The 26176-nt window shown below is 68.9% G+C and carries 23 protein-coding genes and 1 tRNA gene; 13 read left to right on the top strand and 11 right to left on the bottom strand.

Annotated elements, in window-relative coordinates; genetic code table 11:
• Nucleotides 1-45 precede the first annotated feature (45 nt).
• Together ABEA30_RS09995 and ABEA30_RS09990 are read left to right on the top strand one after the other, a co-directional pair.
• Nucleotides 46-131, top strand: a tRNA-Leu gene (locus tag ABEA30_RS09995).
• Between the two features lie 112 nt (nt 132-243).
• Entirely contained in the window at nt 244-1578 is a 1335-nt protein-coding gene (locus tag ABEA30_RS09990) for a wax ester/triacylglycerol synthase domain-containing protein (protein ID WP_345582391.1), read from the top strand.
• Here the strand turns inward: ABEA30_RS09990 and ABEA30_RS09985 are convergent.
• On the bottom strand, nt 1532-2335 hold the full coding sequence (locus ABEA30_RS09985) for a hypothetical protein (protein ID WP_345582389.1): 804 nt from the start codon (nt 2333-2335) through the stop codon (nt 1532-1534). The two genes, ABEA30_RS09990 and ABEA30_RS09985, sit on opposite strands and share 47 nt — an antisense overlap.
• A 147-nt stretch (nt 2336-2482) precedes the next feature.
• On the opposite strand from ABEA30_RS09985, the gene ABEA30_RS09980 reads away from it, so the two are divergent.
• Complete coding sequence (locus ABEA30_RS09980; protein ID WP_345582387.1) at nt 2483-2632, top strand: hypothetical protein; 150 nt, start codon at nt 2483-2485, stop codon at nt 2630-2632.
• 3 nt (nt 2633-2635) lie between these two features.
• On the opposite strand, the gene ABEA30_RS09975 is transcribed toward ABEA30_RS09980, so the two are convergent.
• From ABEA30_RS09975 to ABEA30_RS09960, 4 genes are all read right to left on the bottom strand, one after another.
• Nucleotides 2636-3448: a cytochrome b5 domain-containing protein gene (locus ABEA30_RS09975; RefSeq protein ID WP_345582385.1), complete on the bottom strand. Its 813-nt coding sequence runs from the start codon at nt 3446-3448 to the stop codon at nt 2636-2638.
• A gap of 614 nt (nt 3449-4062) precedes the next feature.
• Nucleotides 4063-5067 carry an inositol 2-dehydrogenase gene (iolG, locus tag ABEA30_RS09970; RefSeq protein ID WP_345582383.1) on the bottom strand — a complete coding sequence of 335 codons (1005 nt, stop codon included), beginning with the start codon at nt 5065-5067 and terminating at the stop codon, nt 4063-4065.
• 10 nt (nt 5068-5077) lie between these two features.
• Nucleotides 5078-6157: a transaldolase family protein gene (locus ABEA30_RS09965; RefSeq protein ID WP_345582381.1), complete on the bottom strand. Its 1080-nt coding sequence runs from the start codon at nt 6155-6157 to the stop codon at nt 5078-5080.
• 97 nt (nt 6158-6254) lie between these two features.
• On the bottom strand, nt 6255-6998 hold the full coding sequence (locus ABEA30_RS09960; protein WP_345582379.1) for a GntR family transcriptional regulator: 744 nt from the start codon (nt 6996-6998) through the stop codon (nt 6255-6257).
• A 162-nt stretch (nt 6999-7160) separates the two neighbouring features.
• Between ABEA30_RS09960 and iolC the strand changes: the two genes are divergently transcribed.
• From iolC to ABEA30_RS09920, 8 genes are all read left to right on the top strand, one after another.
• Nucleotides 7161-8126, top strand: a complete 966-nt coding sequence (gene iolC, locus ABEA30_RS09955; protein ID WP_345582377.1) for a 5-dehydro-2-deoxygluconokinase — start codon at nt 7161-7163, stop codon at nt 8124-8126.
• A complete protein-coding gene (locus ABEA30_RS09950; RefSeq protein WP_345582375.1) occupies nt 8123-8989 on the top strand; it encodes a Cgl0159 family (beta/alpha)8-fold protein in 867 nt (288 codons plus the stop codon). The genes iolC and ABEA30_RS09950 overlap by 4 nt, the downstream gene beginning before the upstream one ends.
• Nucleotides 8986-9879: a 5-deoxy-glucuronate isomerase gene (gene iolB, locus ABEA30_RS09945; protein ID WP_345582373.1), complete on the top strand. Its 894-nt coding sequence runs from the start codon at nt 8986-8988 to the stop codon at nt 9877-9879. The genes ABEA30_RS09950 and iolB overlap by 4 nt, the downstream gene beginning before the upstream one ends.
• On the top strand, nt 9876-11762 hold the full coding sequence (iolD, locus tag ABEA30_RS09940) for a 3D-(3,5/4)-trihydroxycyclohexane-1,2-dione acylhydrolase (decyclizing) (RefSeq protein ID WP_345582371.1): 1887 nt from the start codon (nt 9876-9878) through the stop codon (nt 11760-11762). The genes iolB and iolD overlap by 4 nt, the downstream gene beginning before the upstream one ends.
• An 80-nt stretch (nt 11763-11842) precedes the next feature.
• A complete protein-coding gene (locus ABEA30_RS09935; RefSeq protein WP_345582369.1) occupies nt 11843-12703 on the top strand; it encodes a sugar phosphate isomerase/epimerase family protein in 861 nt (286 codons plus the stop codon).
• 115 nt (nt 12704-12818) lie between these two features.
• Entirely contained in the window at nt 12819-14315 is a 1497-nt protein-coding gene (locus tag ABEA30_RS09930) for a CoA-acylating methylmalonate-semialdehyde dehydrogenase (RefSeq protein ID WP_345582367.1), read from the top strand.
• Between the two features lie 92 nt (nt 14316-14407).
• Entirely contained in the window at nt 14408-15580 is a 1173-nt protein-coding gene (locus ABEA30_RS09925) for a Gfo/Idh/MocA family protein (protein WP_345582365.1), read from the top strand.
• The gene (locus tag ABEA30_RS09920; protein WP_345582363.1) at nt 15577-16578 is read left to right on the top strand and encodes a sugar phosphate isomerase/epimerase family protein; all 1002 of its coding nucleotides are present in this window, start codon (nt 15577-15579) and stop codon (nt 16576-16578) included. Before ABEA30_RS09925 ends, ABEA30_RS09920 begins: the two co-directional genes overlap by 4 nt.
• A 56-nt stretch (nt 16579-16634) precedes the next feature.
• Here ABEA30_RS09920 and ABEA30_RS09915 read toward each other — a convergent pair whose 3' ends face one another.
• The 6 genes from ABEA30_RS09915 to ABEA30_RS09890 all read right to left on the bottom strand — a co-directional run bounded on the left by ABEA30_RS09915 (nt 16635) and on the right by ABEA30_RS09890 (nt 23243).
• Nucleotides 16635-17633 (bottom strand): ABC transporter permease, encoded by a 999-nt coding sequence (locus ABEA30_RS09915; RefSeq protein WP_345582361.1) that lies wholly within the window; start codon nt 17631-17633, stop codon nt 16635-16637.
• Between the two features lie 15 nt (nt 17634-17648).
• The gene (locus ABEA30_RS09910; protein WP_345582359.1) at nt 17649-19151 is read right to left on the bottom strand and encodes a sugar ABC transporter ATP-binding protein; all 1503 of its coding nucleotides are present in this window, start codon (nt 19149-19151) and stop codon (nt 17649-17651) included.
• 78 nt (nt 19152-19229) lie between these two features.
• Nucleotides 19230-20267, bottom strand: coding sequence for a sugar ABC transporter substrate-binding protein (locus ABEA30_RS09905; protein WP_345582357.1), 1038 nt, complete (start codon nt 20265-20267; stop codon nt 19230-19232).
• A gap of 151 nt (nt 20268-20418) precedes the next feature.
• Entirely contained in the window at nt 20419-21285 is an 867-nt protein-coding gene (locus tag ABEA30_RS09900) for a sugar phosphate isomerase/epimerase family protein (protein ID WP_345582355.1), read from the bottom strand.
• Between the two features lie 10 nt (nt 21286-21295).
• Nucleotides 21296-22300 (bottom strand): Gfo/Idh/MocA family protein, encoded by a 1005-nt coding sequence (locus ABEA30_RS09895; protein WP_345582353.1) that lies wholly within the window; start codon nt 22298-22300, stop codon nt 21296-21298.
• 7 nt (nt 22301-22307) lie between these two features.
• Nucleotides 22308-23243, bottom strand: a complete 936-nt coding sequence (locus ABEA30_RS09890; protein WP_345582351.1) for a TIM barrel protein — start codon at nt 23241-23243, stop codon at nt 22308-22310.
• A gap of 183 nt (nt 23244-23426) precedes the next feature.
• Here ABEA30_RS09890 and ABEA30_RS09885 point away from each other — a divergent pair, with 183 nt between their 5' ends.
• Both ABEA30_RS09885 and ABEA30_RS09880 read left to right on the top strand, forming a co-directional pair.
• Nucleotides 23427-24614 (top strand): Gfo/Idh/MocA family protein, encoded by a 1188-nt coding sequence (locus ABEA30_RS09885; protein ID WP_345582349.1) that lies wholly within the window; start codon nt 23427-23429, stop codon nt 24612-24614.
• 313 nt (nt 24615-24927) lie between these two features.
• The gene (locus ABEA30_RS09880; RefSeq protein ID WP_345582347.1) at nt 24928-26169 is read left to right on the top strand and encodes an ABC transporter substrate-binding protein; all 1242 of its coding nucleotides are present in this window, start codon (nt 24928-24930) and stop codon (nt 26167-26169) included.
• Nucleotides 26170-26176: the final 7 nt, after the last annotated feature.

Genomic DNA, 26176 nt, shown 5'->3' with positions numbered 1-26176 from the left:
CGGGCGGGGGATGCTAATGTTTGTCGTCGGGTCGCAAGGCCCAATGCGCGCGTGGCGGAATGGCAGACGCGCCGGCTTCAGGTGCCGGTGCCCGCAAGGGCGTGGAGGTTCAACTCCTCTCGCGCGCACCACCGGACTCCGGCCCAGGTTCTCCTGGGCCGGAGTTCTGTTGTATGGGGGACCGGGCACGGCGGCTCAGGACGGGGCCTTGACGGGCGTCTGCACCGAGAGCAGGATCAGCCCATGGTGCACGGCTCGGGGCCCCGTCCCGCCAACTCGCTCCACCGCCGGGGCGGTGGGGAGCGCCTGAGCGGGGCTGATGCCTCCAACATCGAGATCGACTCGCCGCAGCAGGTCAACGTCTTCCTCCTCGCCGGGCTACTCGGCATCGGCGGCTTCGTCATGCCCGGTGGCATCGACATGGCGACGCTGAGGGCCGCGCTGGCCGCGCGGCTCGCCGGACCCGTCGAGGGTTCCACCCTCGTGCGGTTCGCCCAGCGCGTGGAGCGGGAGGTGCGGTCGCTGGTGTGGCGCGACTGCTGGCTCGACCTGCAGTGGCACGTGCGACTCACCGACCCGGTGGACGGCTGCGGGGGCTTCGAGGACATGGTCGCGACGCTCATGACCAGACCACTCCCGATGGACCGTCCGCGGTGGGAGATGCTGGTGGTGCCGGGCGCAGGTCCGGAGGGCCCGGGCGTCGTGCTGCGCGTGCACCACAGCGTGGTCGACGGCGTGGCCGGGGTGCGTCTGGCGCAGGACCTGTTCGGGGAGGAGCCGCCGTCGAGGGCCACTTCGCCGGAGGCGGTCACTGCACCGCGCCGGCCGTGGGTCGTGCGGCTGCGTCACGCGTCCCGGGGCGCCAGGAGGGTGGGGGCGGTGTTCAGGGCGAGCGTGCCGCGCACGGCACTGCTCGGGCCCATCGGGCCGCGCCGCGGCGTGGTGTTCGCCGACGTCGAGGTTGCGGCGCTGGCGGCCGCCGCCAAGTGCGTGGGCGGCACCGTCAACGATGCGCTGCTCGCGGCGGTGGCGGGTGCCGCGGAGGCGGCGTTGCGCGCCGACGGACGAGACGTGCCACTCGTGCTGCCCGCCAGCGTGCCGGTGGCGCTACCGGACCGGGGAAGGTCCGGCAACGCCGTCGGGGTCATGATGGTGCCGCTGCGCACGGGTGTCGCTGACGTGATGGAGAGGCTTGCCGCGATCGCCGTGGTGACCGGTGCTGCGAAGACGGCGGCTCGCGCACAGGGAACGTTCGAGCTGACGCGCAGCCGTTGGGGATCGCGGCTGTTCGCCCGGCTCGCGCGCCACCAGCGCTTCATCGCCCTGTTCGCGACGAACGTGCGGGGGCCGGAGCGGCCGCTGTCAGTGGCCGGTGCGCCCCTCATCATGGCGTGGCCCGTCGCTCCCATCCAGGGCAACGTACGGTTGGGCTTCGCGGCCATGTCCTACGCCGGTCGCCTGGGCGTGGCAGTCCACGGCGACGCGGAACACGTCCGGGTCGACGCCGCAGGCCACGCCCTGAGCCAGGAGCTCAGCGCGCTCGCCGCGGGAGGTACCGCACGAGCGCCACGGCGCTGAGGATGACGATGACCGAGACCATGACGGCGGGGGGTAGCGTGCCCGGGAATCCCGCCGTCGCGATCAGCACCATGGCAGCGACGATGCTGCTGCCCATCAGCACGGAGAACGCCAGCCACGGGCCGAGCCAGAACAGGCCGGCGGCCCGGTCGCGCACGGCCAACGCGCCGGTGACGATGAAGGCCGGGAGGACCATGGAGAGGTCGATGACGTGGATGGGGTTCACCACGAGCCCTGCCTCTCCCAGGCTGGCCGGCGCCCCGCCGGAGGCCAGCGCCGGGACGAGCTCCGACAGCCACCGCAGGGCGAAGAGGACGCCGGTGCCCAGCAGCGTCCAGGCCGCCAGCCGCCTGCGGCCGCCGTCGGGGAATCCAGTTTCCGTGCGGCGCAGGCCGCCGATGCAGTGGATGATGGCGTAACCGCTGAGGCCCAGGACGGCGACGTAGACCAGGAACAGGCCGTTGAAGTGCACCGCCATCGCGTACACGAGGTAGGCATAGACGAGGTACAGGAGCGTGCCCAGCCAGATCAGGCCCGCGCGGGGTGTGCCCCGTCGGTGCAGGATGGCCGAAGCGAGCAGCACGACCACCGCGACGAGGTTCCCAATGTCCTGGCCCTTGGCCTGCAGCGTCCAGTTCACCGTCTCCTGGGCGTACACGGCGGGCACCGTCAGCCCGACGCCGCTGGCGATGGTCACGAGGGCAGCGATGGGGACGGACCAAGCGAGCGCTGCCGTCGTGGGGCGTGTCTTCAACACGGGGCAACATTACTACGCAAGGTAGTAGTAAGTGCGGTGTGAAAGAACTTTCCGGAGCCTGGCGAAGAACCCAGCGATGGGGCGCCCCGGGTGCGAGAATCGGACGAAGGGGCGTGACGAACAGCCCGCTGGCTTGGGGAGGCCGACATGGTCGTCGCAGTTCTGCTCTGCCTGGCTGCAGTGGCCGGCATCGTGACAGGCGTCTCGCGACGCAAGACGTCGATGGTCATCGTGTCGACCGTGCTGCTGATCCTCGTGATCGCCGGCTGGGTCTACTTCTACCAGCACCCCTACTGACGATCAGCCGAGTGGGCCCAGCAGGAAGGTCTCGAGGGTCGCCTTCGCGACGTCGGTCTGCGCATGCTGGCCAGTGAACTGTGCCGTCGCGTCGGTGCCGCACAGCGCGATGATCCGGTCCGGGCCGCCGGGGTGTTGGGGGATCCACTCCGTCACGTCGTAGACGTTGCCGTTGATCGCCACCCAGCAGTCCTCGGGTGTGTCGTGGGCCTCGACGTCGGCCATGGTGTAGCCGGCCGGGGTCGGCGTGGTCGCCTCGCTGGTCACCCCGCCAGCGGTGGGAGTGGGGCTGGCGTCCGTGCTGCCCGTGGACGGCTCGGTCGGCTCAGGCGCGGTCGGCTCAGGCGTGGCCGTCTGGCGCTCGACGACAGAGGTCGCGCCCTCCACGCCGGACCAGGCCGCCGTCGCGCCGGAATGGCCGGTGAGGGTGATCAGCACCAGCACCACCAGGGCAAGGGCCGAAACCACCCAGCCGAACACGCCCCGCTCCGACGCCGGGTCCGCCCTGCGGACCCGCCACAGCCAGATTCCACCCACCACCAGCAGCACGACGGCGGCCAGCGTCGTCCACATCCCCAGCTCCGAGTGCTGCACGGGAAGGCCGACCTTCGCCGCTAGGTCGTCGCCGGTCGCCCAGGCGCCGACCGCGCCGAGCGCCCCGAGCGCGAGCACCCCCAGCACGACGATGGCGAACCGGGGTCGCCACGCCGGCTTCAGCGTGAGCGCGAAGATGCCGAGCGCCGACAGCGGCAGCAGGACCACCGGCAGGTGCACGAACAGCGGATGGGCCGGCAGCCCGAGGATGTCTTCCAGCATGGGATGAGACTAGATGTCGCGAAGGGCAGAGCAGAAGGTGTGACAACTGTGCGTTCGCTGTGAGAGGGACACGAAGGATCCCTGAGCCGGGCGCCCGGCGCCCGGTCGATGGGCGCTGGGCGTTGTGTCAGGGTTGTGTGTCAGCTCGCCGGTCCTTCGACCGCTCGTAGGACTCGCGGCTCAGGAAACGGCGTTCCCTGAGCCGGGCGCCCGGCGCCCGGTCGATGGGCGCTGGGCGTTGGCGCGGGGTTGTGTGTCAGCTCGCCGGTCCTTCGACCGCTCGTAGGACTCGCGACTCAGGAAACGGCGTTCCCTGAGCCGGGCGCCCAGCGCCCGGTCGATGGGCGCTGGGCGTTGTGTCAGGGTTGTGTGTCAGCTCGCCGGTCCTTCGACCGCTCGTAGGACTCGCGGCTCAGGAAACGGCGTTCCCTGAGCCGGGCGCCCAGCGCCCGGTCGATGGGCGCTGGGCGTTGTGTCAGGGTTGTGTGTCAGCTCGCCGGTCCTTCGACCGCTCGTAGGACTCGCGGCTCAGGAAACGGCGGGTGCTTCGACCGCTCGTAGGACTCGCGGCTCAGGAAACGGCGGGTCCTTCGACCGCTCGTAGGACTCGCGGCTCAGGAAACGCGCACGGGGCGGCCGCTGCGGGCCGACTCCTCGGCTGCCTCGGCCAGCACGAGGGCCTCGATGCCGTCGGCCACCGTCGGCGACACCTCGCCGCCGTCGTTGATCGCGTCGATGAACGACGTCAGCTCGTCGCGGTAGGCGTCGGCGTAGCGCTCGAGGAAGTAGTCGAGGTACGGGTCCTGTGCCGCGCTGAAGTCCTTCTTGTTCACCGTCACCGACGTGGGGCGCAGGTTGTCGACGAACAGCGAGCCGTCCTCGCCGTGGACCTCCATGCGCTGGTCGTAGCCGGCGGCGCAGTGGCGGTTGTTCGTGATCGACGCCACGGCCCCATCGACGCTGCGCAGCACCACGACCGCGCCGTCGAAGTCGCCGGTCTCGGCCAGTTGGGGGATGTTGTTCTGCCCGAAGGCGGTGACCTCCGCGATGTCGCCCATGAAGAAGCGGGCCTGGTCGAAGTCGTGGATGGTGCAGTCCTTGAAGATGCCGCCCGACGACGCGATGTAGCTCGCCGGGGGAGCGGCTGGGTCGCGCGACTGGATGGTCATCTGCTCCACGCGCCCGATCTCGCCGGCCGCCACCAGGTCGCGGGCCTTCTTGATCGACGGGTCGTAGCGCCGCTGGAAGCCCACCATGACCGGCTTGTGTTCGAACCCGGCCAGCTCGGACTCGAGCTCGCGGGCCTCCGCCACCGACGAGGCGACGGGCTTCTCACACAGCACCGCCTTGCCCGCGCGGGCAGCGGCGAGCACCTGCTCGGCGTGCAGCGGGGTGGGGGAGCCGATGATCACGGCGTCGACCTCGGGGTCGGCGAACACGTCTGCGGCATCCTTCACCGCGCGGGCGCCGTGCGCGGCGGCCAGGTCCTCGGCGGCGGTGCCGAACGGGTCCGAGACCAGCACCAGCTGGGCCCTCGGGTGCGAGGCGATGGCCTGGGCGTGCACCCGGCCGATGCGGCCGGCGCCGATGATCGCCACACGGAGCGTCTTGTCTGTCATGGGTTCCTTCTCAGGGGGCTGGGACGATGATGTCGCGGACGAGCGCGTCGAGGTCGGCGTCGGCTGCGAGGAACTGGCGAAGCGTCTTGCGGGTGGGGCCGAAGTCCTGGAACTCCTCCGCCGTCATCCCGTCGACCTCGTAGGCGCGGCGGAAGTCCTCGACCTGCAGCAGCGCGTCGAGGTGCTGCTGCGGCACGGGCTGGTCCATCCGCGGCTCGCCCTCGAGGCCGGATTCCTGGATGGTCTGCTGCCACTTGAACGGCGGCGAGACGACGACGTCACCGCCCACGAACTCGGCCCAGTGGTTCACGTTGCGGAACGCCGCCGACAGCACGCGCGAACGGAAACCGCGCTCCTGGAACACCTTGTACGCGCGCTTCATGCACGCGACGCCGGCCCACTCGAGCGCCTCCGGGTCGATGCTGAGGCCGTCGCGCTCCACGACTTCCTTCAGCCAGTCGTCGAGGCGGCCCACCATGATGGTCACGACGGGGCCCATCTGCGAGACGTCCAGCCCCTCGGCCTCGCGCCGCTTCAGGCCACGTTCGATGGCCTCGGCGGCCTGCACCGCCTGCGGCACCGAGAAGGACACCGTCACGTTGATGGTGACGCCACGGTAGGTGGCGTCCTCGATGGCCTCGAGGCCCGTCCTGGTGGCGGGGATCTTCACGACGATGTTGTCGGCCATCTCGTGGAACTCGACGGCCTGGTCCGCCAGGGCCTTCGCGTCGCGGTGGAGGCGGGGGTCGGTCTGCACCGAGAGCCGGCCGTTGCGGCCGTTGTGCTCGTCGAAGATCGGCTTGAGCAGCGCGGCTGCCTCGACGGACATGTCCTTGACGGCCTGCCACCCGATCTGCGACTCACCCCACGTCGGGTGCTCGGCGGCGATCGCCTCGATGCGCGGCTTCCACACGTCGAGGTGCTTCTTGATGGTGGTGTAGGCGATCACGGGGTTGCACGTGGCGCCCACGCCGCCGAAGGCGATGGACTGGGTGAGCTCGTCGAGGTCTGAGGAGTCGTTCCACAGCGCTGTGGGCGTGTTCCTCGCTGCGGCGAGCAGCGGTCCGGGGGTGTACGAGATGTCAGTCATCTGGCTCCTGCTTTCACGGAGGCGGCGACGGCGCCGTTTGTCCCCACAGTAAATCGCAATGTCTACCCATAGTCAAGCGATTGTCAGGACATTGAGGTCAGGACGTGAAGAGCGTGAACTGGAACGAGTACAGGCTGGGCCGGTACACGTGGTTGCCCAGCTCGACGGCGCGGCCCTCGGCCGTGCGGCCCACGCGATGCATGGTCAGCAGCGGCGCGCCCTCCTCCTCGCCCAGCGTCTCCGCCTCCTGTGCCGTGGCCCCGCGCGCGCCGATCGACTGGCTCGCCGAGGCGATCCGCACCTCCCGCTGCTGCAGGCACTGGTAGAGGCCGCGATCGCCGAGCTCCTGCCAGGTGGGGGCGATGTCGAGCGGGATGAGGTTGTTGAGGATGGCCAGCGGGTGGTCGTCGGCGTAGCGGAGCCGGCTGACCGCGAGCACGCCCTCGCCGGCCTTCAGCCCCAACTGCTCCGCCTCGTCCGCCGTCGCCTCGCGCACCTGGTAGCTCAGCACCTTCGTCGTGGGCGTGAATCCCGCGTCGGCGAGGTCCTCGTTCAGCGACGACAGCTTCATCGGGCGGTGCACGTGCGGCGGGGCCACCCTCGTCCCTACGCCGCGCCTGCGCGTGAGCAGGCCCTTGGCCACGAGTTCCTGCAGTGCACGCCTGGCCGTGGGCCGCGCCACGTCGAGCCGCTGTGCCATGGACACCTCGTCCTCGATGCGCGCGCCGGCGGCCAGTTCGCCGGACAGGATCGCCGCCTCGATCGGGCCGGCGATCTGCTCGTAGAGCGGGCGGTCCGAGGTGCGGTCGATTGTGATGTCCGGCGTGTAGGTCTCGTCCATGCATACTCCTTGACGTGTGCCGACTTTGGCAGCCCTGCGCGCTCTTCTTCGGGGGGTTCTGCCAATCATAGCCGGAGTGGGATGGTAAATATTGTGCGCACAAAGAGTTGACCGGGGTGGTCAACTCGGGCAGACTGGGCGGCGACGAAGGAGGTCATCACTGTGGATGACGAGCACGTGCCCGAGATTCTCGTGGTGGGCCGCTGCAGCGTCGACGTGTATCCGCTGCAGGTGGGCCTCCCCCTCGAGGACGTGCAGACCTTCCAGAAGTTCCTCGGCGGCTCGGCCACCAACGTCGCCGTCGCCTGCGCGCGCTACGGCCACACGGTGACGGCGCTCACCGGCGTCGGCGACGACCCCTTCGGTCGCTTCGTGCGTGCCGAACTGGAGAGGTCGGGCGTCGACGCGTCGCACGTGGTGGTCAACCCGGAGTTCAACACGCCGGTGACATTCTGCGAGATCTTCCCACCTGACAACTTTCCCCTGTACTTCTACCGGCAGCCCACCACGCCGGACCTGGAGATTCGCCCCGACGACCTCCCACCGCACGTGGGCGACTACCGCATCACGTGGCTCACCGCCAGCGGCCTCTCGGTGGAGCCGTCGCGCGAGACCCACCGCACCCTGGCCCGCTCCCAGCGCAGCGGGATGCTGGTCTACGACCTCGACTACCGCGCACGCTTCTGGGACGACGAGGTCACCGCGTCGGCGCACATCGGTTCGCTGCTGGAGCACGCCGACGTCGCAATCGGCAACCTCGAGGAGTGCCGCATCGCCGTGGGGGAGACCGACCCCGAACGGGCCGCCGACGCGCTGCTCGAGCGCGGTGTCGAGATCGCGGTCGTCAAGCAGGGGCCCGTCGGCACGTTCGCCAAGTCGCGCACCGAGAGCACCTACGTGCCCGCCTCCGCCATCGACGTGGTCAACGGCCTGGGCGCCGGCGACGCCTTCGGTGGTGCCGTGTGCCACGGCCTCCTCAGCGGCTGGGACCTGCCCCGCATCATCCGCTTCGCGTCCGCGGCCGGGGCCATCGTCGCCTCGAAGCTCGAGACCTCCCCGGCCATGCCCGGAGAGGCCGAGGTCGAGGCCATGCTGGCCCAGCAGCGCACCCCGGAGGACGGCGCATGATCACCTACGACGACATCACCGACCTCCGCTTCACCCGCCCCGACGCGGTGGCCGAGGCCCTGACCACGCGCCTGCCCGGCTCGATGCCGGCCGCGGGGGAGAAGCTCCTCGTCATCGCCGCCGACCACCCCGGCCGCGGCGCACTCGGCGCGGGCGGCGACGACCTCGCCATGGCCTCGCGCCGCAGCCTCGTCGAACGCTGCGTCACCGCCCTGGGCCGCCCGGGCGTCGGCGGGTTCCTCGGCACCCCCGACCTGGTGGAGGAACTGGCATTGCTCGGCGCCCTCGAGGGCAAGCTCGTCTTCGGCTCCATGAACCGCTCCGGCCTCCCCGGCACGGTCTTCGAGGCCGACGACCGGGTCACCGCCTGGACGCCGCGCGGCATCCGGGACGCCGGCCTCGACGGCGGCAAGCTGCTGCTGCGCATCGACCCGAACGACGCGTCCACCGCCGGCATGCTCGAGCAGGCCGCGCGCGCCGTCGACGAGCTGGCGTCCCTGCAGCGAACCGTCATCCTGGAGCCGTTCATCAGCCGACGCGTCGATGGCCGGCTCGTCAACGACCTCTCGCCCGACGAGGTCATCCGCTCCATCTCCGTCGCCTCCGCGCTGGGCAACACGTCGGCGCGCACCTGGCTCAAGCTGCCGTGCGTGGCCGAGATGGAGCGCGTCCTCGAGGCCACGACGCTGCCTGCGCTGCTGCTCGGCGGCCCGGTGCCCGAGCGGATGGACGACTCCGTGCGCCTCTGGGCCGAGTCCCTGCGGCTGCCCGGCGTGAAGGGGCTCGTCATCGGGCGCGCCCTGCTCTTCCCCCGCGACGGTGACGTGGCCGGCGCGGTCGACCGACTCGTGGAGGTTCTGTGAACGACAACGCCAAGTACCACATCCCCGCCGGTGACACGGCGCACGGCAACTTCGAGACCGACGTCACGGCCGAGCGCGCCGGCTGGGAGTGGTGCTCCATCCGCGTGCTGAACCTGCCCGCCGGCGGCGAGCAGGCCGTCGAGACCGGTGGCGAGGAGATCCTCGTGCTGCCGCTCAGCGGGGCGTGCACCGTCGAGGTCGACGGCGAGACCCACCGCCTCGAGGGGCGCCCCGAGATCTGGAGCGCGATCACCGACTACCTCTACGTGCCGCGCGGCAGGACCGCCGTCGTCCGCAGCGAGCAGGGCGGCCGGTTCGCGCTGCCCGGCTCGAAGGCCACCAAGGACCTCCCCGTGGCGTACTGCCCGTCGTCGCAGGTCATCACCACGCTGCGGGGCACCGGCAACTGCTCGCGCCAGGTCAACAACTACGCGCTCGGCAACCCGCTGGAGACCTCGCACCTGCTGGTGTGCGAGGTGCTCACCCCGGGTGGCAACTGGTCGAGCTACCCGCCGCACAAGCACGACGAGCACACGCAGGACGAGCGCCTGCTCGAGGAGATCTACTACTACGAGGTCCGCCGGGGCCGCGACGGCTCGAAGGGCATGGCGCTGCAGCGCATCTATCCCTCCCCCGGCAAGCCCATCGACGTGTGCACCGAGGTCAACTCGGGCGACGTCGTGGTCATGCCCCACGGCTACCACGGCCCGTCGGTGGCCGCTCCGGGCTACGACCTGTACTACCTCAACGTGATGGCCGGTCCCGCGGAGGACTCCACCTGGCTGATGACCGACGACCCCCACTACACGTGGATCCGCCAGGCCTGGGAGGAATCCGAGGTCGACCCCCGTCTCCCCATGACCCCCCTCAACCCCCAGGAGCGAGCATGAGCAACACCGTCCGCCTCACCGTCGGGCAGGCAGTCGTCCGATTCGTCGTCAACCAGTTCTCGGAATCCGACGGTCAGGAGCGCCGCCTGATCGCCGGCGCGTTCGGCATCTTCGGTCACGGCAACGTGGCCGGCCTGGGCCAGGCGATGCTGCAGAACGACCTCGACCCCGAGCCCGACGGCGGCGAGCTGCCCTACATCATGCCCCGCAACGAGCAGGGCATGGTCAACGCGGCTGCGGCGTTCGCGAAGTCGACCAACCGGACGCAGACGTGGATGTGCACCTCGTCCATCGGCCCCGGAGCGCTCAACATGGTCACCGGTGCCGCCGTCGCCACCACCAATCGGCTGCCGGTGCTGCTGTTCCCCTCGGACCAGTTCGCCACCCGCACGCCCGACCCGGTGCTGCAACAGGTGGAGGACCCCACCTCGCCGCTGACCGCCGCCACCGACGCGTTCCGCCCGGTGTCGCGGTTCTTCGACCGCATCGAGCGCCCCGAGCAGCTCATCCCCTCTCTGATGCAGGCCATGCGCGTGCTGACCGACCCCGCCGACACCGGCGCGGTCACCATCGCGCTGCCGCAGGACGTGCAGGCCGAGGCGTACGACTTCCCGGTGGAGTTCTTCGCCAGGCGCGTGTGGCGCATCCGTCGGCCCGCGCCCGAGGCGGCGGCGATCGAGCGGGCAGCGGGGATGATCCGCGGCGCCAAGCGGCCGTTGATCGTCTCCGGCGGCGGCACCATCTACTCCGGGGCCAGCGAAGCGCTGCGCCGGTTCGCGTCGGCCACCGGCATCCCCGTGTCCGACACTCAGGCCGGCAAGGGCGCGGTCGACGCCGACCACGAGTGCGCCGTCGGTGGCGTCGGCTCGACCGGCGCGGAGTCGGCCAACGCCCTGGCGCGCGAGGCCGACGTCGTCATCGGCATCGGCACCCGCTACTCCGACTTCACCACCGCGTCGCACACCGCGTTCCGCAACCCGGACGTGCGCTTCGTCAACATCAACGTCGGCGCGTTCGACGCGGCCAAGCACGCGGCCGAGATGGTCGTGGCCGACGCACGCGAGGCGCTGGTCGCGCTCGGTGCGGCGCTCGAGGGGTACCGCGTCGACGACGCGTACTCCGCCGAGATCACCCGCCTGCGCGACGAGTGGGCCCGGGTCACCGACGAGTGCTACCACGTCGGCAACGAGCCCAAGCCCGCGCAGATCGAGGTCTTCGGAGCGCTGAACGAGCTCATGGGCGAGAACGACGTCGTGATCAACGCGGCTGGTTCGATGCCGGGCGACCTGCAGTCGCTGTGGCGCGCGAAGACGCCGGTGCAGTACCACGTGGAATACGCGTTCAGCTGCATGGGCTACGAGATCCCGGCGGCGATGGGCGTGAAGTTGGCGCTGCCCGACAGCGAGGTGGTGGCCATCGTCGGCGACGGCACGTACCAGATGCTGCCGATGGAACTGGCCACGATCGTGCAGGAGGGGCTCAAGGTCATCTTCGTGCTGCTGCAGAACCACGGCTTCGCCTCCATCGGCGCGCTGTCGGAGTCGCACGGCTCGCAGCGCTTCGGCACGCGCTACCGCAAGGGCTCCGTCCCGCACAACCAGGACGGGGACCTGCTCCCAGTCGACATCGCCGCCAACGCGGAGAGCTGGGGCCTCACGGTGCTGCGCGTCAGCACGATGGAGGAGTTCCGGCAGGCCTACCGCCAGGCCGAGGCGATGGACCGCGCCGTCATGATCCACATCGAGACGGCGCTCATCGGCCCCAACCCGCCCAGCAGCAGCTGGTGGGACGTGCCGATCGCCGAGGTGTCGCGCATCTCGTCGACGCAGGAGGCCCGCGCCCGCTACGACGAGAAGAAGAAGGCGCAGCGTCACTACCTCTGACGCGACGACCACCCGCCCTTCGACCAGCCGCCGGGGGCGGCTGGCTCAGGGAACGAACAACCAACGACAAGGAAAAAACCATGAAGATCGCCGGTGCGCCCATCAGCTGGGGCGTGTGCGAAGTCCCCGGCTGGGGCTACCAGATGAGCCCCGAGCGGGTGCTCACCGAGATGAAGGAGATCGGCCTCACGGCCACCGAGTTCGGCCCGCAGGGCTGGCTGCCGATCGATGCCGAGGAGCGCGCCGCCGCCGTGCGCGAGTTCGACCTCAAGCCCGTCGGCTCGTTCTTCCTTGCGGTCATGCACGACCCCGGGTTCGACCCCATCCCGCAGGTGGAGAAGGAACTCGAGGCCTTCGAGGCCGCCGGCGGCGACTTCCTCATCCTCGCCGCCGACTCCGGCCGCGACGGCTACGACGACCGCCCGGTGCTCGATGAGGCAGGGTGGCAGACGCTGTTCACCAACCTGTCGCGCATCACGGAGGTGTGCGCCGCCCGCGGCGTGACCGCCTGCATCCACCCCCACTGGGGCACCATGGTGCAGAACCTCGACGAGGTGGAGCGCGTGCTCGACAACTCGACGGTGGGCCTGTGCCTCGACACCGGCCACCTCAGCGCCGGCGGTGCCGACGTCGTCGACCTGGTGCGCAAGTACGCCAGCCGGGTCGACATCGTGCACGCCAAGGACATCCGCAAGGACCTCACCGACAAGCTGCTCACCGGTGAGCTGAACTGGAGCGAGGGCATCAAGGCCGGCATGTTCACGCCGATCGGCCAGGGCGACATCGACTTCGCCACCATCGTGAAGCTGCTCGACGACGCGGGCTTCGACGGGTACTACGTGCTCGAGCAGGACATCATGCTCGACGAGGAGCCCCCGGCCGACGGCGGCCCGGTCGCCAACGCGAAGGCCTCGCTGGACGCACTCTCGGCGCTCGCGTGACGATTGTCCGTCCATGAAACCGCTGGGGCAACGCTCACTGAGTGTTGCCCCAGTTCGTTCCCGATGTTATTGTTAGAACAAATAGCGACGTGGCTACGAAATGGAAGGTTGAGCCATGACTGAGACCATCACCCACTGGATCGGCGGTGCTCCGTACGAGGGCTCGCCCACCCATCGCATCCCGGTCGAGAACCCCGCCAGCGGCAAGGTGACCGGCGAACTGCTGGCCGCCTCGCGCGAGGACATCGACCACGCCGTCGAGGTGGCCCGCGCAGCGCAGAAGGAGTGGGCCGCGACGTCGCTGGCCAAGCGCACCGCGATCATGTTCAAGATGCGTGAGCTCGTGCTCGCCAACCAGGACGAGCTGGCCAAGGCCATCGTCAACGAGCACGGCAAGGACTACGGCGACGCGATCGGCGAGATCCAGCGCGGCCGCGAGACGCTCGACTTCGCCTGCGGCATCAACACCGCGCTCAAGGGCGACCACAGTTACGACATCTCCTCCGGCGTCGACATCCACACCATCCGCCAGCCCGTCGGCGTCGTCGCCGGCGTGTGCCCCTTCAACTTCCCGGTCATGGTGCCGATGTGGATGCACCCCATCGCCATCGCCACCGGCAACGCGTTCATCCTGAAGCCCGCCACGCCCACGCCCACCGCGTCGCTGATCATCGCGCGGCTCTACAAGGAGGCGGGCCTGCCCGACGGCATCTTCAACGTCGTCGCGGGCGACGTCGAGACCGTCACCGGCCTGCTCGAGCACCCCGGCATCAACGCCATCTCGTTCGTCGGCTCCACCCCCGTCGCGCACATCATCCAGGAGAAGGCGACCCTGGCCGGCAAGCGCGTCCAGGCGCTCGGCGGTGCCAACAACCACGCCATCGTGATGCCCGATGCCGACCTCGAGTTCGCCGCGCAGCACATCGCCGCCGCCGCATTCGGTGCCGCGGGAGAGCGCTGCATGGCGCTGCCGGTCGTCGTCGCCGTCGGAGGCGTCCAGGACAAGCTCGCCGAACTGGTCAAGGCCAACGGCGCCAGGATCAAGGTGGGCTACGGGCTCGACGAGGGCGTCCAGATGGGCCCGGTCATCACCCGCGCCGCGCAGGAGCGCATCAAGGGCCTCATCACCGACGCCGAGGAGCGCGGTGCCGAGGTCGTCCTCGACGGCCGCGACCTCACCGTCGAGGGCTACGACGAGGGCTTCTGGGTGGGCCCCACCGTCCTCAAGAACGTCCCGCTCGACGCGCCCGCCTACCACCAGGAGATCTTCGGCCCCGTGCTGACGATCGTGACGGCCGACAGCTACCACGAGGCCATCGACATCGTGAACGCCTCGCCGTTCGGCAACGGTGCCGCCGTCTTCACCAACGACGGTGGCGTCGCCCGCCGCTTCGAGCTCGACGTGCAGGCGGGCATGGTCGGCATCAACGTGCCGATCCCCACCCCGGTGGCGTACTACTCGTTCGGCGGCTGGAAGGACTCGCTGCTCGGCGACCACCACATCCACGGCCCCGAGGGCGTCAGCTTCTACACGCGCCTGAAGGCGATCACGAGCCGCTGGCCCTCCGAGCGCACCTTCGAGGCGACCATGTCGTTCAAGCGCGAAGAGTGACGCTGGTCCACCACAGATGAGGCGAGAGCCCGGTCCGCTGGCCCGGGCTCTCGTGCTGAAGAATCCCACCACCGACATCAAGGAGGATGTCCATGACCATTTCCGTAGCGGTCATCGGGGCAGGCATGGCCGGCAAGGCCCATGCGGCCGCGTATCGCGTGGCGCCGACCCTGTACCAGTCGACGCTGCCACCGATGAGGTACAAGGCGATCGCCGACATCAATGCCGAACTCGGCGCCGCCACCGCGCGTCGCTACGGCTACGAGGAGGCGGTCACCGACTGGCGCGCCATCGCCGAGGATCCAGACATCGACGTGGTGAGCGTCGTGATCGCCAACAGCCTCCACCTCGAGGTCGTCCGCGGGCTGCTCGACGCCGGCAAGCACGTGCTCTGCGAGAAGCCCCTCAGCGACACCCTCGAGGCAGGTCGCGAGATGGCTCGGCTGGCCCGCGAGGCCAGCACCGTCGCCCGGATCGGGCTGACCTACCGGCGCACCCCCGGCGTCGCGGCCATCCAGCGGTGGATCGCCGACGGCACCCTGGGCCGGCCCCTGCACTTCAGCGGCCGTTACTGGTGCGACTACGCCTGCTCGCCCGATGCGTCCATGACGTGGCGCTACAGGGGCCCGATGGGCTCGGGGGCGCTCGCCGACGTCGGCAGCCACCTGACCTACATCGCCGAGTTCCTGGGCGGGCCGGTCAAGGCCGTGTCCGGTGGCGCGATGAGCACGGTCATCCCCGAGCGCCCGCTCCCGCTGGGAGCCACCGTCGGCCACGAGCGCGCCGCCGTCTCCGAGGAGACCGCGCGCGTCGAGAACGACGACTACGCCAAGTTCACCGCGCACCTGCGCGACTGCGACGCCAGCCTCGAGGTCTCGAGGGTGGCGGCCGGGTATCCGAACGGCCTCAACTTCGAGGTGTTCTGCGAGAACGGGGCCGCCAGCTTCCACCAGGACACGCCGTCGCAGGTCAGGCTGTACCTGCACGACGACCACCCGGCCACCAACGGGTACCGCACCGTGAACCTGGGCTCCGACCACCCCTACGTCCAGGGCGGCCTCCCCATGGACGTCGCAGGTGTCGGCTTCGGCCAGAACGAGGGCTTCGCCTACCAGGCGCGCGCCTTCCTCGAGGAGGTGGCGGGCTTCCCCGAGGAGGACTCGCTGCCCCGCAACGCCACGTTCGACGACGGCCTCCGCAACATGGAGATCCTCGAGGCCGTGGCCCGCTCCGCCGAGTTCAACGGGAAGAAGGTGACGCCGTGAAGCTCGGTGTCTACAACGCCATCCTGCACGACCGTCCGCTCCGCGCCGCGCTCGACGTGATCGCGTCCTGCGGCCTGGAGGGGATCGAGGTGAACTCCGGCGGCTTCCTGCCCCCGGTGCACATCCCCGACATCGCCGAGATCGCCGTCGACCGGGACGCCGCCCGCCGCTACCTCGCTCAGTTCGACGGCACCGGCGTCACGCTGGCCGGCCTCAACTGCAACGGCAACCCGCTGCACCCCAACCCCGTGATCGGGGAGAAGCACGCCGAGGACATCCGCACGTCGATCCGGGCCGCGGAGGCGTTGGGCCAGAATCGCGTCGTGACCATGTCGGGCCTGCCCGGCGGCGAACCGGGCGCCACGCGACCCAACTGGATCGTCAACGCGTGGAACTCGGCGGCGCTGGACGTGCTCGACCACCAGTGGGAGGTCGCGGCGCCGTTCTGGGCCGAGATCGACGCGCTCGCCGGCAACCATGGCGTGAAGGTGGCGCTGGAACTGCACCCGCAGAACCTGGTGTTCAACGCACGCGACGTGCGCAAGCTCGTCGACCTGATCGGCGCGAGGAACATCGGCGTCGAACTCGACGCGTCGCACCTGTTCTGGCAGCAGGCCGACCCCATCGCGGTGGCGCGTGACCTCGGCCCGCTGGTCTACCACGCGGCTGCGAAGGACGTCCGGATCAACCACGAGCACGCCCGCCTCAACGGCGTGCTCGACAACGGCTTCCGGCGCCTGCGCGAGGACGAGGACCGGACGAACCTGGGCGGCGACGAGTGGGCCAACGAGTGGCCCAAGGACTCGTCCTGGGACTTCGTGGCGCTCGGCAAGGGCCACGACGTCGACTACTGGGCCGAGTTCATCGCGGCGCTGCAGGATATCGATCCCGACATGTGGCTCAACATCGAGCACGAGGACGTCGAACTGGGCCGCGTCGAGGGCTTGGAGATCGCCGCCGAGGTGCTCCTCGAGGCGAACGCCCGCAACGGCCGCTGAACCGGAGCACCAAGAAGGGCCGCCCCACGCGGGGCGGCCCTTCTTCGTGGTCGACGTCAGCGGTTCTTGCGCTCGTCGATGATGATCGCGATCACGATGATCGCGCCCTTGACCACCATCTGCATGAACGGCGAGACGTTCATCAGGTCGAGGCCGTTGTTGATGACGCCGATGATCAGCGCACCCACGATCACGCCCCAGACGGTGCCGACGCCGCCGGAGAACGACGTGCCGCCGATGACGGTGGCCGTGATGGCGTCCAGCTCGATCGAGGTGCCCAGCTGCGGGTTGCCCGAGCCGATGCGGGCCGCGAGGATCAGGCCGGCCAGGCCGGACAGCGTGCCGATGAGCGCGTAGATGTAGAACTGCGCCTTGTCGATGTTGATGCCGGAGACGCGCGCGGCCTGGTCGTTGCCGCCGATGGCGTAGACGTGGCGGCCGAAGCGGGTGCGGTTCAGGATCACCCAGATGATGCCTGCGCACAGCAGGAGCAGGTACACGGGGATCGGGATGCCGAGGAAGTCACCCTGGCCGAGCCAGTTGAACCCGGGGGCCAACTGGGAGATCGGGCGCCCGCCGGTGTAGATGAGCGCGACGCCGCGCGCCGCGGTCATCATGCCGAGGGTGGCGATGAACGGCGGGATCCGGAAGATCGCCACCAGGCCGCCGGTGATGGCGCCCACCAGGGTGCCGACGACGAGCCCCACCAGGATCGGGATGATGACGGGCAGCGCGGGCAGGTTCTCGAAGAACGGCAGCGCCGCGGTGCGCTCCTGCGCCAGCGACGCGGCGATGACGGCCGACAGGCCGACGATCGCGCCGACGGACAGGTCGATGCCCTTGGTGATGATCGCGAACATCATGCCCAGCGCGATGATGCCGATGGGCGCCACCTGGACGACGACGTTGAGGAGGTTGTCGACACGCATGAACCTGCCACTGGTGATGATGGCGAGCACGGTCACGAATCCGACGAGGATCAGGAGGATCGCGTACGTGTTGAGGAATCCCTTGGCGTCGAACGTGCGCTTCGACGTGGATACTTCTGAGGACATGCTCAAGGGTCCTTTCTAGGCGGCTGCGTTGCCGCCGGTGGCGAGGTGCATGATGGATTCTTGGGTTGCCTCGTCGCGGCTCAGTTCGCCGGAGAGACGGCCCTCGTGCATGACGAGGATTCGATCGCTCATCCCGAGGATCTCGGGCAGCTCGGACGAGACCATGATCACTGCCTTGCCCTGCTGCGCGAGCAGCGACATGAGGCGGTGGATCTCGCTCTTGGCACCAACGTCGATGCCCCGGGTGGGTTCGTCGATCATGAGGATGTCGGGCTGCGTCAGCAGCCAGCGCGAGATCAGCGCCTTCTGCTGGTTGCCGCCCGACAGGTTCTGGATCTTCTGGTTCAGCGACGGCGTCTTCACCGCCAGCTTCTCGCGTTGCTCCTGGCACGCCTTCTGCAGCCGGCCCACCTGGATGAAGCCGTTGGGGGAGAAGGTCTTCAGCGCGGCGACGGCCATGTTGTCGCGCACGGACAGGACGCCCATGATGCCGTTGAGCTTGCGGTCCTCCGTGAGGAGGCCGATGTTGGCCCGGATGGCGTCCTCGGGCTGGCGGATGCGTACCGGCTTGCCGTGGACGAGGATCTCGCCGCTCTCGGCGGGGTCGATGCCGAAGATGGTCTCCAGCACCTCGGTGCGGCCGGCGCCCATGAGCCCCGCGATGCCGAGGATCTCGCCGCGCCGCAGCTCGAACGAGACGTCGCGCACCAGGTGGCCGCGGTTCAGGTTGCGCACCTCGAGGACCACTTCGCCGACGTCGCTGTCGAGCTTGGGGAAGAGGTTCGTCAGTTCGCGGCCCACCATCATCGTGATCAGCTGGTCGCGGTCGAGGTCGGAGGCGGCCCTGGTCGCGACGTGCTTGCCGTCGCGGAAGACCGTGATGTCGTCGGAGATCTTGAAGACCTCGTCCATCTTGTGCGTGATGTAGATGATCGCGACGCCGGATGCCCGCAGGCGGTTGATCATGCCGTGGAGGTGCTCGACCTCACGTTCCGGGATGGCCGAGGTGGGCTCGTCCATGATGATGATCTGGGCGTCGTAGCTGATCGCCTTGGCGATCTCCACCATCTGCTGCCGGGCGACGGTCAGCTTCTTCATGCGCGTGGTCGGCGGGATCGCGATGTCCCACTCGTCGAACAGCGCCTGCGTCTGGCGCACCATCTGCTTCGGGTCCACCAGGCCCAGCTTGTTGCGGGGCTCGCGCCCCAGCCAGATGTTCTCCGCGACCGTCATCTCGGGCACCGGCGAGAGTTCCTGGTGGATCATGGAGATGCCGTTGGCCAGCCCGTCGCGGGTGGAGCCGAACTCCTTGGGCTCGCCGTCGATCTTCACGGTGCCGGCGTCACGCTGGTACATGCCGATGAGCACCTTCATCAGGGTGGACTTGCCAGCACCGTTCTCGCCCATCAGGGAATGGACGGTGCCGCGGCGTACCACCAGGCCCACGTCGTCGAGTGCGACGACACCCGGGAACGTCTTGCGGATGCCCTCCATCTCGAGGATCACGTCATTGGTCATTTCTTGTCCTGCCCTCGTTGGCTTGTGGGGGAATGGAGGTGGGGGCCGCCGATGCCGACGTCCCCCACCATCTCGAGATCACTTGAACTCGTCGATGTTCTCCGGAGTCACGAGGAGGTACGGCACGTCGATGACCGACGGCACGGGGTCGCCGTTGTGGAGCTTGATCGCGGTGTCCACGCCGCCGGCGCCCTGGCCCTTGGCGTCCTGGAAGACGGTCACCTCGAGTTCGCCGGCCTCCATCGCGACGAGCGCGTCGCTGGTCGCGTCGACGCCGCCGATGAGGACGTCCTCGAGCTGCCCCGCGGCCTTGAGGGCCTGGATCGCGCCCAGCGCCATCTCGTCGTTGTTCGAGCAGATGATGTCGATCTTGTCACCGGACTGGATCCAGTTCTCGGTGATGGCCAGGCCGCGGTCGCGGTACCAGTTGCCGGCCTGCTCGCGGATGAGGTTGAGGCCCTCGTGCTCCTCGATGATGTCCTTGCAGCCCTGGGTGCGCATCTGGGCCGCCTCCTGCGACGGGTCGCCCTGGAGGATGGCCACGTTGCCCTCCCAGCCCGCGAGTTCACCGAGGGCCTCCATCTGGAGGTGGCCGGCGATCAGCGAGTCCGAGCCCACGTACGGGACCTCCGGCGGCAGGGCCGCCGGACGACGGTTGACGTAGACCAGCGGGATGTCGGCGGCGGTCACGGCCGACGTGATGGGGTCGGTGGCGTCGGTGTCCTGGGGCAGGACGATGATGGCGTCCATGCCCTGGCTGATGAAGTTCTCGATCTGGCTCAACTGGACGTCGGCGCGTTCCTGGGCCGACACGACGACGAGCTCGACGCCGGCCTCGTCGGCACGGGCCTGCATGCCGTCGGCGACGGTCTGGAGGAACTGGTCGAGGATGGGGAACGCCGCACCGATCTTCAGCTTCTTGCCGTCCTTGGGGGTGACGACGTCGCCGGGCTCGTATTCCTCGGTGGCGCCGGCTGCCGGCGCTTCGCTGCCGCCGGCCTGGGTGGTGGTGCCGCCGTCGGCGGGGGTTTCCTCGGGGGTGCCGGCGGTCGTACCGCAGGCGGTCAGGGTGAACGCCACAGCGGCGGCGATGCCCACCTTGAGAAGTCGCGTCATTGCTCTCCTACTTTCGCTCGGGACGCTTCGTTGCGCCCGGACCTGGTGTGCCACGAGCTGTGTCGTGGCCTGGATGTAAGCCTGCTTGACTGAAAACTTTTTGTCAAGACAATTATGATGGTTGTTATGAACAAGTGATGAAAAGGAGGCTTCAGCCGGGGAACTCGGCCTCGAGGCGCTCACGCATCCGGACGTGGATGGCGTCGGCGTCCTCCTCCCAGCCGAACACGCACACCGACAGCGCATCGTCGTAGCCCATGTCGCGCAGGTGGCCGAAGGCGTCGTCCCAGGGGACCTCGCCGTTGCCGATCTCGTTGTGCTGGTGGATGCGGGCGTCGACGCCCGGCGGGTTCACGATGTACCGGTTGCCCACGTTGGCCCTGTGGTTGAACACGTCGGCGACGTGCACGTGGCCCAGCTTGTCGCCGGCGTAGTCCAGCATCGGTCGCACGTCGGTGGCCCCGCCGCCCAGGTGGAACATGTGGGCGAAGCAGAACTGGTAGGTGAACCAGGGCTTGTTCACCCCGCGCACCACCTGGACCGCACGGTCGTTGGTCTCGACGAAGTCGTAGGGATGGGCCTCCACGGAGCACTGCAGGCCCCGCTTCTCGAAGAAGGGGACGAGTTCCTCCATCGAACGGTAGAACTGGCCCTCGCTGATGACCGGCTGGTTGGGGTCGCCAGAGAACTCGGTGGCGATCAGCGGCACCTCGAGTTCCTCGGCGATCTCGAGCAGCCGCTTCCAGTTGCGCACCTGGTGCTGGCGTTCCATCTCGTTGGGGGAGGCCCAGTTGAACACCGGGTTGAACGACCAGATCTGCACGCCGGTCTCCTTCATGGCCGACTTCACCCGGGCGATCTCCGCGTCGTCGACCTTCGGGTAGTGGTGCCACTCGTGGAAGTCGGCGCGGGGCGACAGCTCGAGGTACTGGTAGCCCAGGTCTGCCGCCTTGCGGAGCTCCTCCGCGACGGTGAGCTGGGGGTGGTACATCGACGGGTCGAGCAGGATCTTCACCATGGACGCCTCCTCAGGCGTAGAACTCGGGCTTGGGCATCATCTCGACGGCGACCTCACCGTCGGCGGTGAGCGCCTGCACGCCGGCGTCGCACACCACTGCTGCGGCGTAGCCGTCCCAGCTGGTGGAGCCGGTGTGACGGTCGTTGGCCACGGCGGTGATCCACTCCTGGACCTCCGTGGTGAACGCGGCGCCGAAGCGCTGGTTGTGGTCCATCGTCAGGCGGTTGCGCCGCCCGTGAGCGTCGGCCCGCTGCACCAGTTCCTGGTCGCCCAGGCGCACGACGCCGGTCTCGCCGACGAGTTCGCACTGGATGTCGTAGCCGTACTGGCAGTTCACGAACACCTCGTCGTCGACGCGCACGCCGGATTCCGTGGTGAGGATCAACACCAGAGGGTCCTGGAGGTGTTCGAAGCGCAGCGAGGTCTTCCTGGGCTTGTCCACGCGGACGGAGACGAACTCCTCGCCCAGCAGCCACCGCATGGTGTCGATCTCGTGGATCGCCGTGTCGTTGATGGCCATGTCCCACGTGTAGAAGTCGGGCACCGTGGGGTTGCGGTGCGCGCAGTGGACCATCAGGGCCTCGCCCACCTCACCGTCGTCGAGGATCCGCTTCATCTCTCGGTAGGAGGCGTCGAAGCGGCGCATGAAGCCCACCGTGACCAGCTTCTTGCCTGCCTCCTGCTCCGCCTGCATGATCTCGACGCACTCGTCTGCAGTGGGGGCCAGGGGCTTCTCGCAGAAGACGTACTTGCCCGCGCGGATGGCCGCGATCACGTCCGGCTTGTGGGCCGGGCCGTGGCTGGTGATCATCACCGCGTCGACGTCGGGGGAGTCGATCAGCTCCTGGGACGAGGCGTGGGCGGTGCCGCTGATCTGGTCTGCGACCGCCCTGGCGTTGTCCGCGTTGACGTCGGAGACGGCGACGACCCTGCCGCCCGAGATGACGGAGTGGATGCGCTCGATGTGGGCCCGGCCCATGCCGCCGGGGCCGATCATGCCGATGCGTACGGTCATGTCAGTCTCACTTCTGGCCGAGGCCGATGGAGGCCAGGTACTCGCGCACCTTGATGGCGTTGGGCAGGGGATAGGCGGGATCGCAGCCGTACATGTCCTGTTCGCAGATCACGTACAGCTCCTTGTCGAGGTCTGCCAGCGCCTCGACGAGGGTGGGCATGTCGGGCTCGCCCTCGGGCGGGGGCACGGAGCACCCGGCCTTGACGGCCTTGACGAAGGGCCAGTCCTCGTCGTGGGCCTGCTTCACGATCTTCGGGTCCATGGCCTTGATGTGCACGTACTGGATGCGGTCGGGGTAGGTCCTGATGAGGTCGATGTTGTCGGCCATGCCGTAGACGACGTGGCCGGTGTCGAGGCAGAAGCCGACGTAGGCGGGGTCGGTGGCCTGGAAGATGCGGTCGATGTCCTCGCGCGTCTCGATGTGCGAGTCGCCGTGGGGGTGCAGCACCATCTTCAGGCCGTAGTCCTCCTTCATGATGCGGCCGAGGCGGTTGGCGTTGGTGACGTACAGGTCCCACGCCGCGCCGTCGAGGTGGCGCACGTCGGTGAACGCGCCGGTGTGCTCGTCACGGAACATCGGGGGCAGGTGCACCACGTACTCGGCGCCCACGGCGGCGTGGGTCTCGCCGATGGCGCGGAACGTCGCCTCGGTGTCCTTCCACGCCTCCTCCTGGTGGAGGATGCCCCACCCGGTGCCGGCGACCACCTTGAAGCCGCGCTTGCCCATCTCGTCGGCGAGGCGCTTGGGGTCGGTGGGGAAGTAGCCGAACGGGCCGGTCTCCATGATCGAGAACCCGGCCTCGGCCATCTCGTCGAGGGCCTTCTCCCATGGGATCTGAAGCGGGTCCTCGGGGAACCAGACGCCCCACTGGTCGGGGCACACGCCGATGGCGAGCTTGGAGTATCGGGGGTCGGTGTTGCGGGCCTTGGATTGCGTTTCCACGGCGGTCCTTTCGGGGGCGGCACTACATTGGGCTCACCGTCACCCTAAAGAACTTCCTATGTACTGTCAATAACGACCAGCACGGAATTGCCGTGGGCCCTTTGCGCTCGCTCACTGCCCTGATATGTTACGACAACACGCGGATTGCCCCGCTCTGGGGCACGTTTGAGAGAGGGCGAGCCAATGACGGATCGCAACATCGGTGTCGGCGTCGTCAGCCTCGGGTGGATGGGGCGGCTCCACGCCCGCAGCTACCGGGCGTTGGCGGAGAAGTTCCCGGACCTGGGTGCGACGGTGCGCCTGGTCAGCGCATGTGACCCACAGCCCGAGACCCGCGCGGCCGCCGTGGCCGCCATGGGCTTCGAGCGCGCGGTGGAGGACTTCCGCGAGCTGATCGCCGACCCCGAGGTGGACGTCGTGTCCATCTGTTCCCCCAACTTCCTGCACCGGGAGGTGGCGCTGGCGGCCGCGGAGGCGGGCAAGCCGTTCTGGATCGAGAAGCCCATGGGGACGCACGTGGGCCAGTCGCGCGACATCGCCGCGGCCGCGCGAGCCGCGGGCGTGGTCACCGCCGTCGGGTTCAACTACCGCCACACCCCGGCCGTCGAACGTGCCCGCGACCTCGTCCGCAGCGGCCGGCTGGGGCGCATCACCAACGTGCGCTGCTGGCTGATCGCGGACTACGCGTCCTCGCCGGACGGGCCGCTCACGTGGCGCGACAGCCGCGAGCGCGGGGGCAGCGGCGTGATCGGCGACCTGATGAGCCACGGGGCCGACCTGGTGCAGTACCTGACCGGCCGCATCGAGTCGGTCACGGCGGCGACCGGCCAGTTCATCACCGAGCGGCCCATCCCCCTGCGGAGCGGTGTCGGGCACAGCGGGTGGGAGGTCTCCGACGAGAAGGGCCCGGTGGAGAACGAGGACTGGATCGCGATGATCGCCCGCCTCGAGGGCGGGGCCTTTGCCACGCTCGAGGCCAGTAGGGTCGCGACGGGGCCGCGTGCCGAGTACGTCGTCGAGGTGTACGGCTCCGAGGGTTCCGTCCGGTGGAACTTCGAACACTTCAACCATCTCCAGGTGGCAGTCGGCCGCGGCAACGAGTTCGCCGGGTACACGCAGGTGATGGCCGGTCACGACTTCCCGCGCTTCTCGAACTTCCAGCCGAGCCCCGGCACGTCGATGGGTTTCGACGACATGAAGGTGGTCGAGGCGGCGCAGTTCATCGAGTCGGTGCTCACCGGCCGGCAGTTGGCGCCCTCGGTGTTCGACGGACTCTCGGCCGCCGAGATCGACGAGGCCGCCATGGCGTCGGCCGCCGACGGCCGGTGGCACGACGTGCCCACTGTCGAGGGCGTCACGTACGACGACTGAGCGCACGACGCGCTCGAACCCCACAGCGCTGGCGGCCTGGAGACGGGCCGCCAGCGCTGTGTGTTGCCCTCTGTTGCACGGAGGGCTCACTTCCCCCTGGCACAACCCATGTGCATACATTAAAATTCGCGCGCCCGACGACCCACATCGCGTCGAATCGCGCTGACAAGGCCCATCACGTTCTGAGAGCGTTAACTATTTTGTCTTGACCTACGTTAACATTGAACTTACAATTGAGAACCGAGGGGTGCCAGGGTCAACGCAGGCCTGCACGAAGCCCCCCCAACCCATTCAAAGGAGAAGGGCTTAACTCATGAACATTCGCCGAGCCACTGCCATCGCGGCCACCGCCGCGCTCGCTCTGGGGCTCGCCGCCTGCGGCGGCGATTCCGGAAGCGCCGAGGGGGACGCGGGCGACCGCGCCAACCAGATGTACACCTGGGTGTCGAACGAGTCCGACCGCGAACAGTGGGAGACCTTCATCGCCGGCGTCCAGGAGGGCGGCGAGGGCGACTTCGACATCACGCTCGACGGCCCGTCGTTCCAGGAGTACTGGACCCTGGTCAAGACCCGCATGGCCGCGTCCGACGCGCCGTGCATCATCACCACCCAGGCGGCACGCGCCCAGGAGCTCGGCAGCCTGCTCGCCCCGCTGGACGACCTCGCCGCCGACGCCGGCCTGGACCTCGGCCAGTACAACGAGGCGATGATGCAGGGCCTCACCGTCGACGGCACGGTCCGCGCCATCCCCTACGACGCAGAGCCCATGCTGCTGTTCTACAACAAGGAACTCTTCGAGGCCGCCGGCCTGGAACTGCCCGGCGCGAACTACTCGCGTGACCAGTTCCTCTCCGACGCCAAGGCCCTCACCACCGACGGCAAGTACGGCTTCGCCGTGTCCTCCGACATCGGCTACCCGCCCCTGGCGCTGAGCTTCGCCAACGGCGTCGTCCCCACCGAGGGTGCCGAGCTCAACCTCACCAACCCGGCGCTGGTCGAGGACATCCAGTGGACCTTCGACCTGGTCAACAAGGAGCAGGTGGCCGCCGCCCCCAACCCGGGTGACACCGACGAGGTCGGCCGCCAGGCGTTCATGGCTGGCAACGTGGCCATGTTCATCGACGGCCCCTGGTTCTACTCCACCTACCAGGACGGCTCCGACTTCGAGGTCGGCATCGCCGCACCCCCGTCGAACGACGGCACCCCCGGCGGCATGATCCAGGGCTCTGGCTTCGGCATCGCCGATTCCTGCCCCGACAAGGCCGCCGCCTTCGCCAACATCGTCAAGATGACCACCCCCGAGGTGGTCGCCTACGTCGGTCAGCACCGCGGCACCGTCCCGTCCATCGACTCCGCCATCGACGGCTGGGCCGAGGGCAAGCCCGAGGCCGACGTCGAGGTCGTCAAGGCCCTCCTCGACTCCGGCCAGCCGCTGGTCACCACCCCCACCTGGAACCAGGTCGTGACGCAGTTCTCGCAGTACTCGTCCGACGGCTACCGTGGCAACAAGACCGCTGAGGACATCCTCACCCAGATCTCCCAGGGCGTCGGCTGATCATGGT

This window comes from Tessaracoccus lubricantis, assembly GCF_039544535.1.
Taxonomy (GTDB): domain Bacteria; phylum Actinomycetota; class Actinomycetes; order Propionibacteriales; family Propionibacteriaceae; genus Arachnia; species Arachnia lubricantis.
This window is presented reverse-complemented; position numbering and strand designations above follow the sequence as displayed.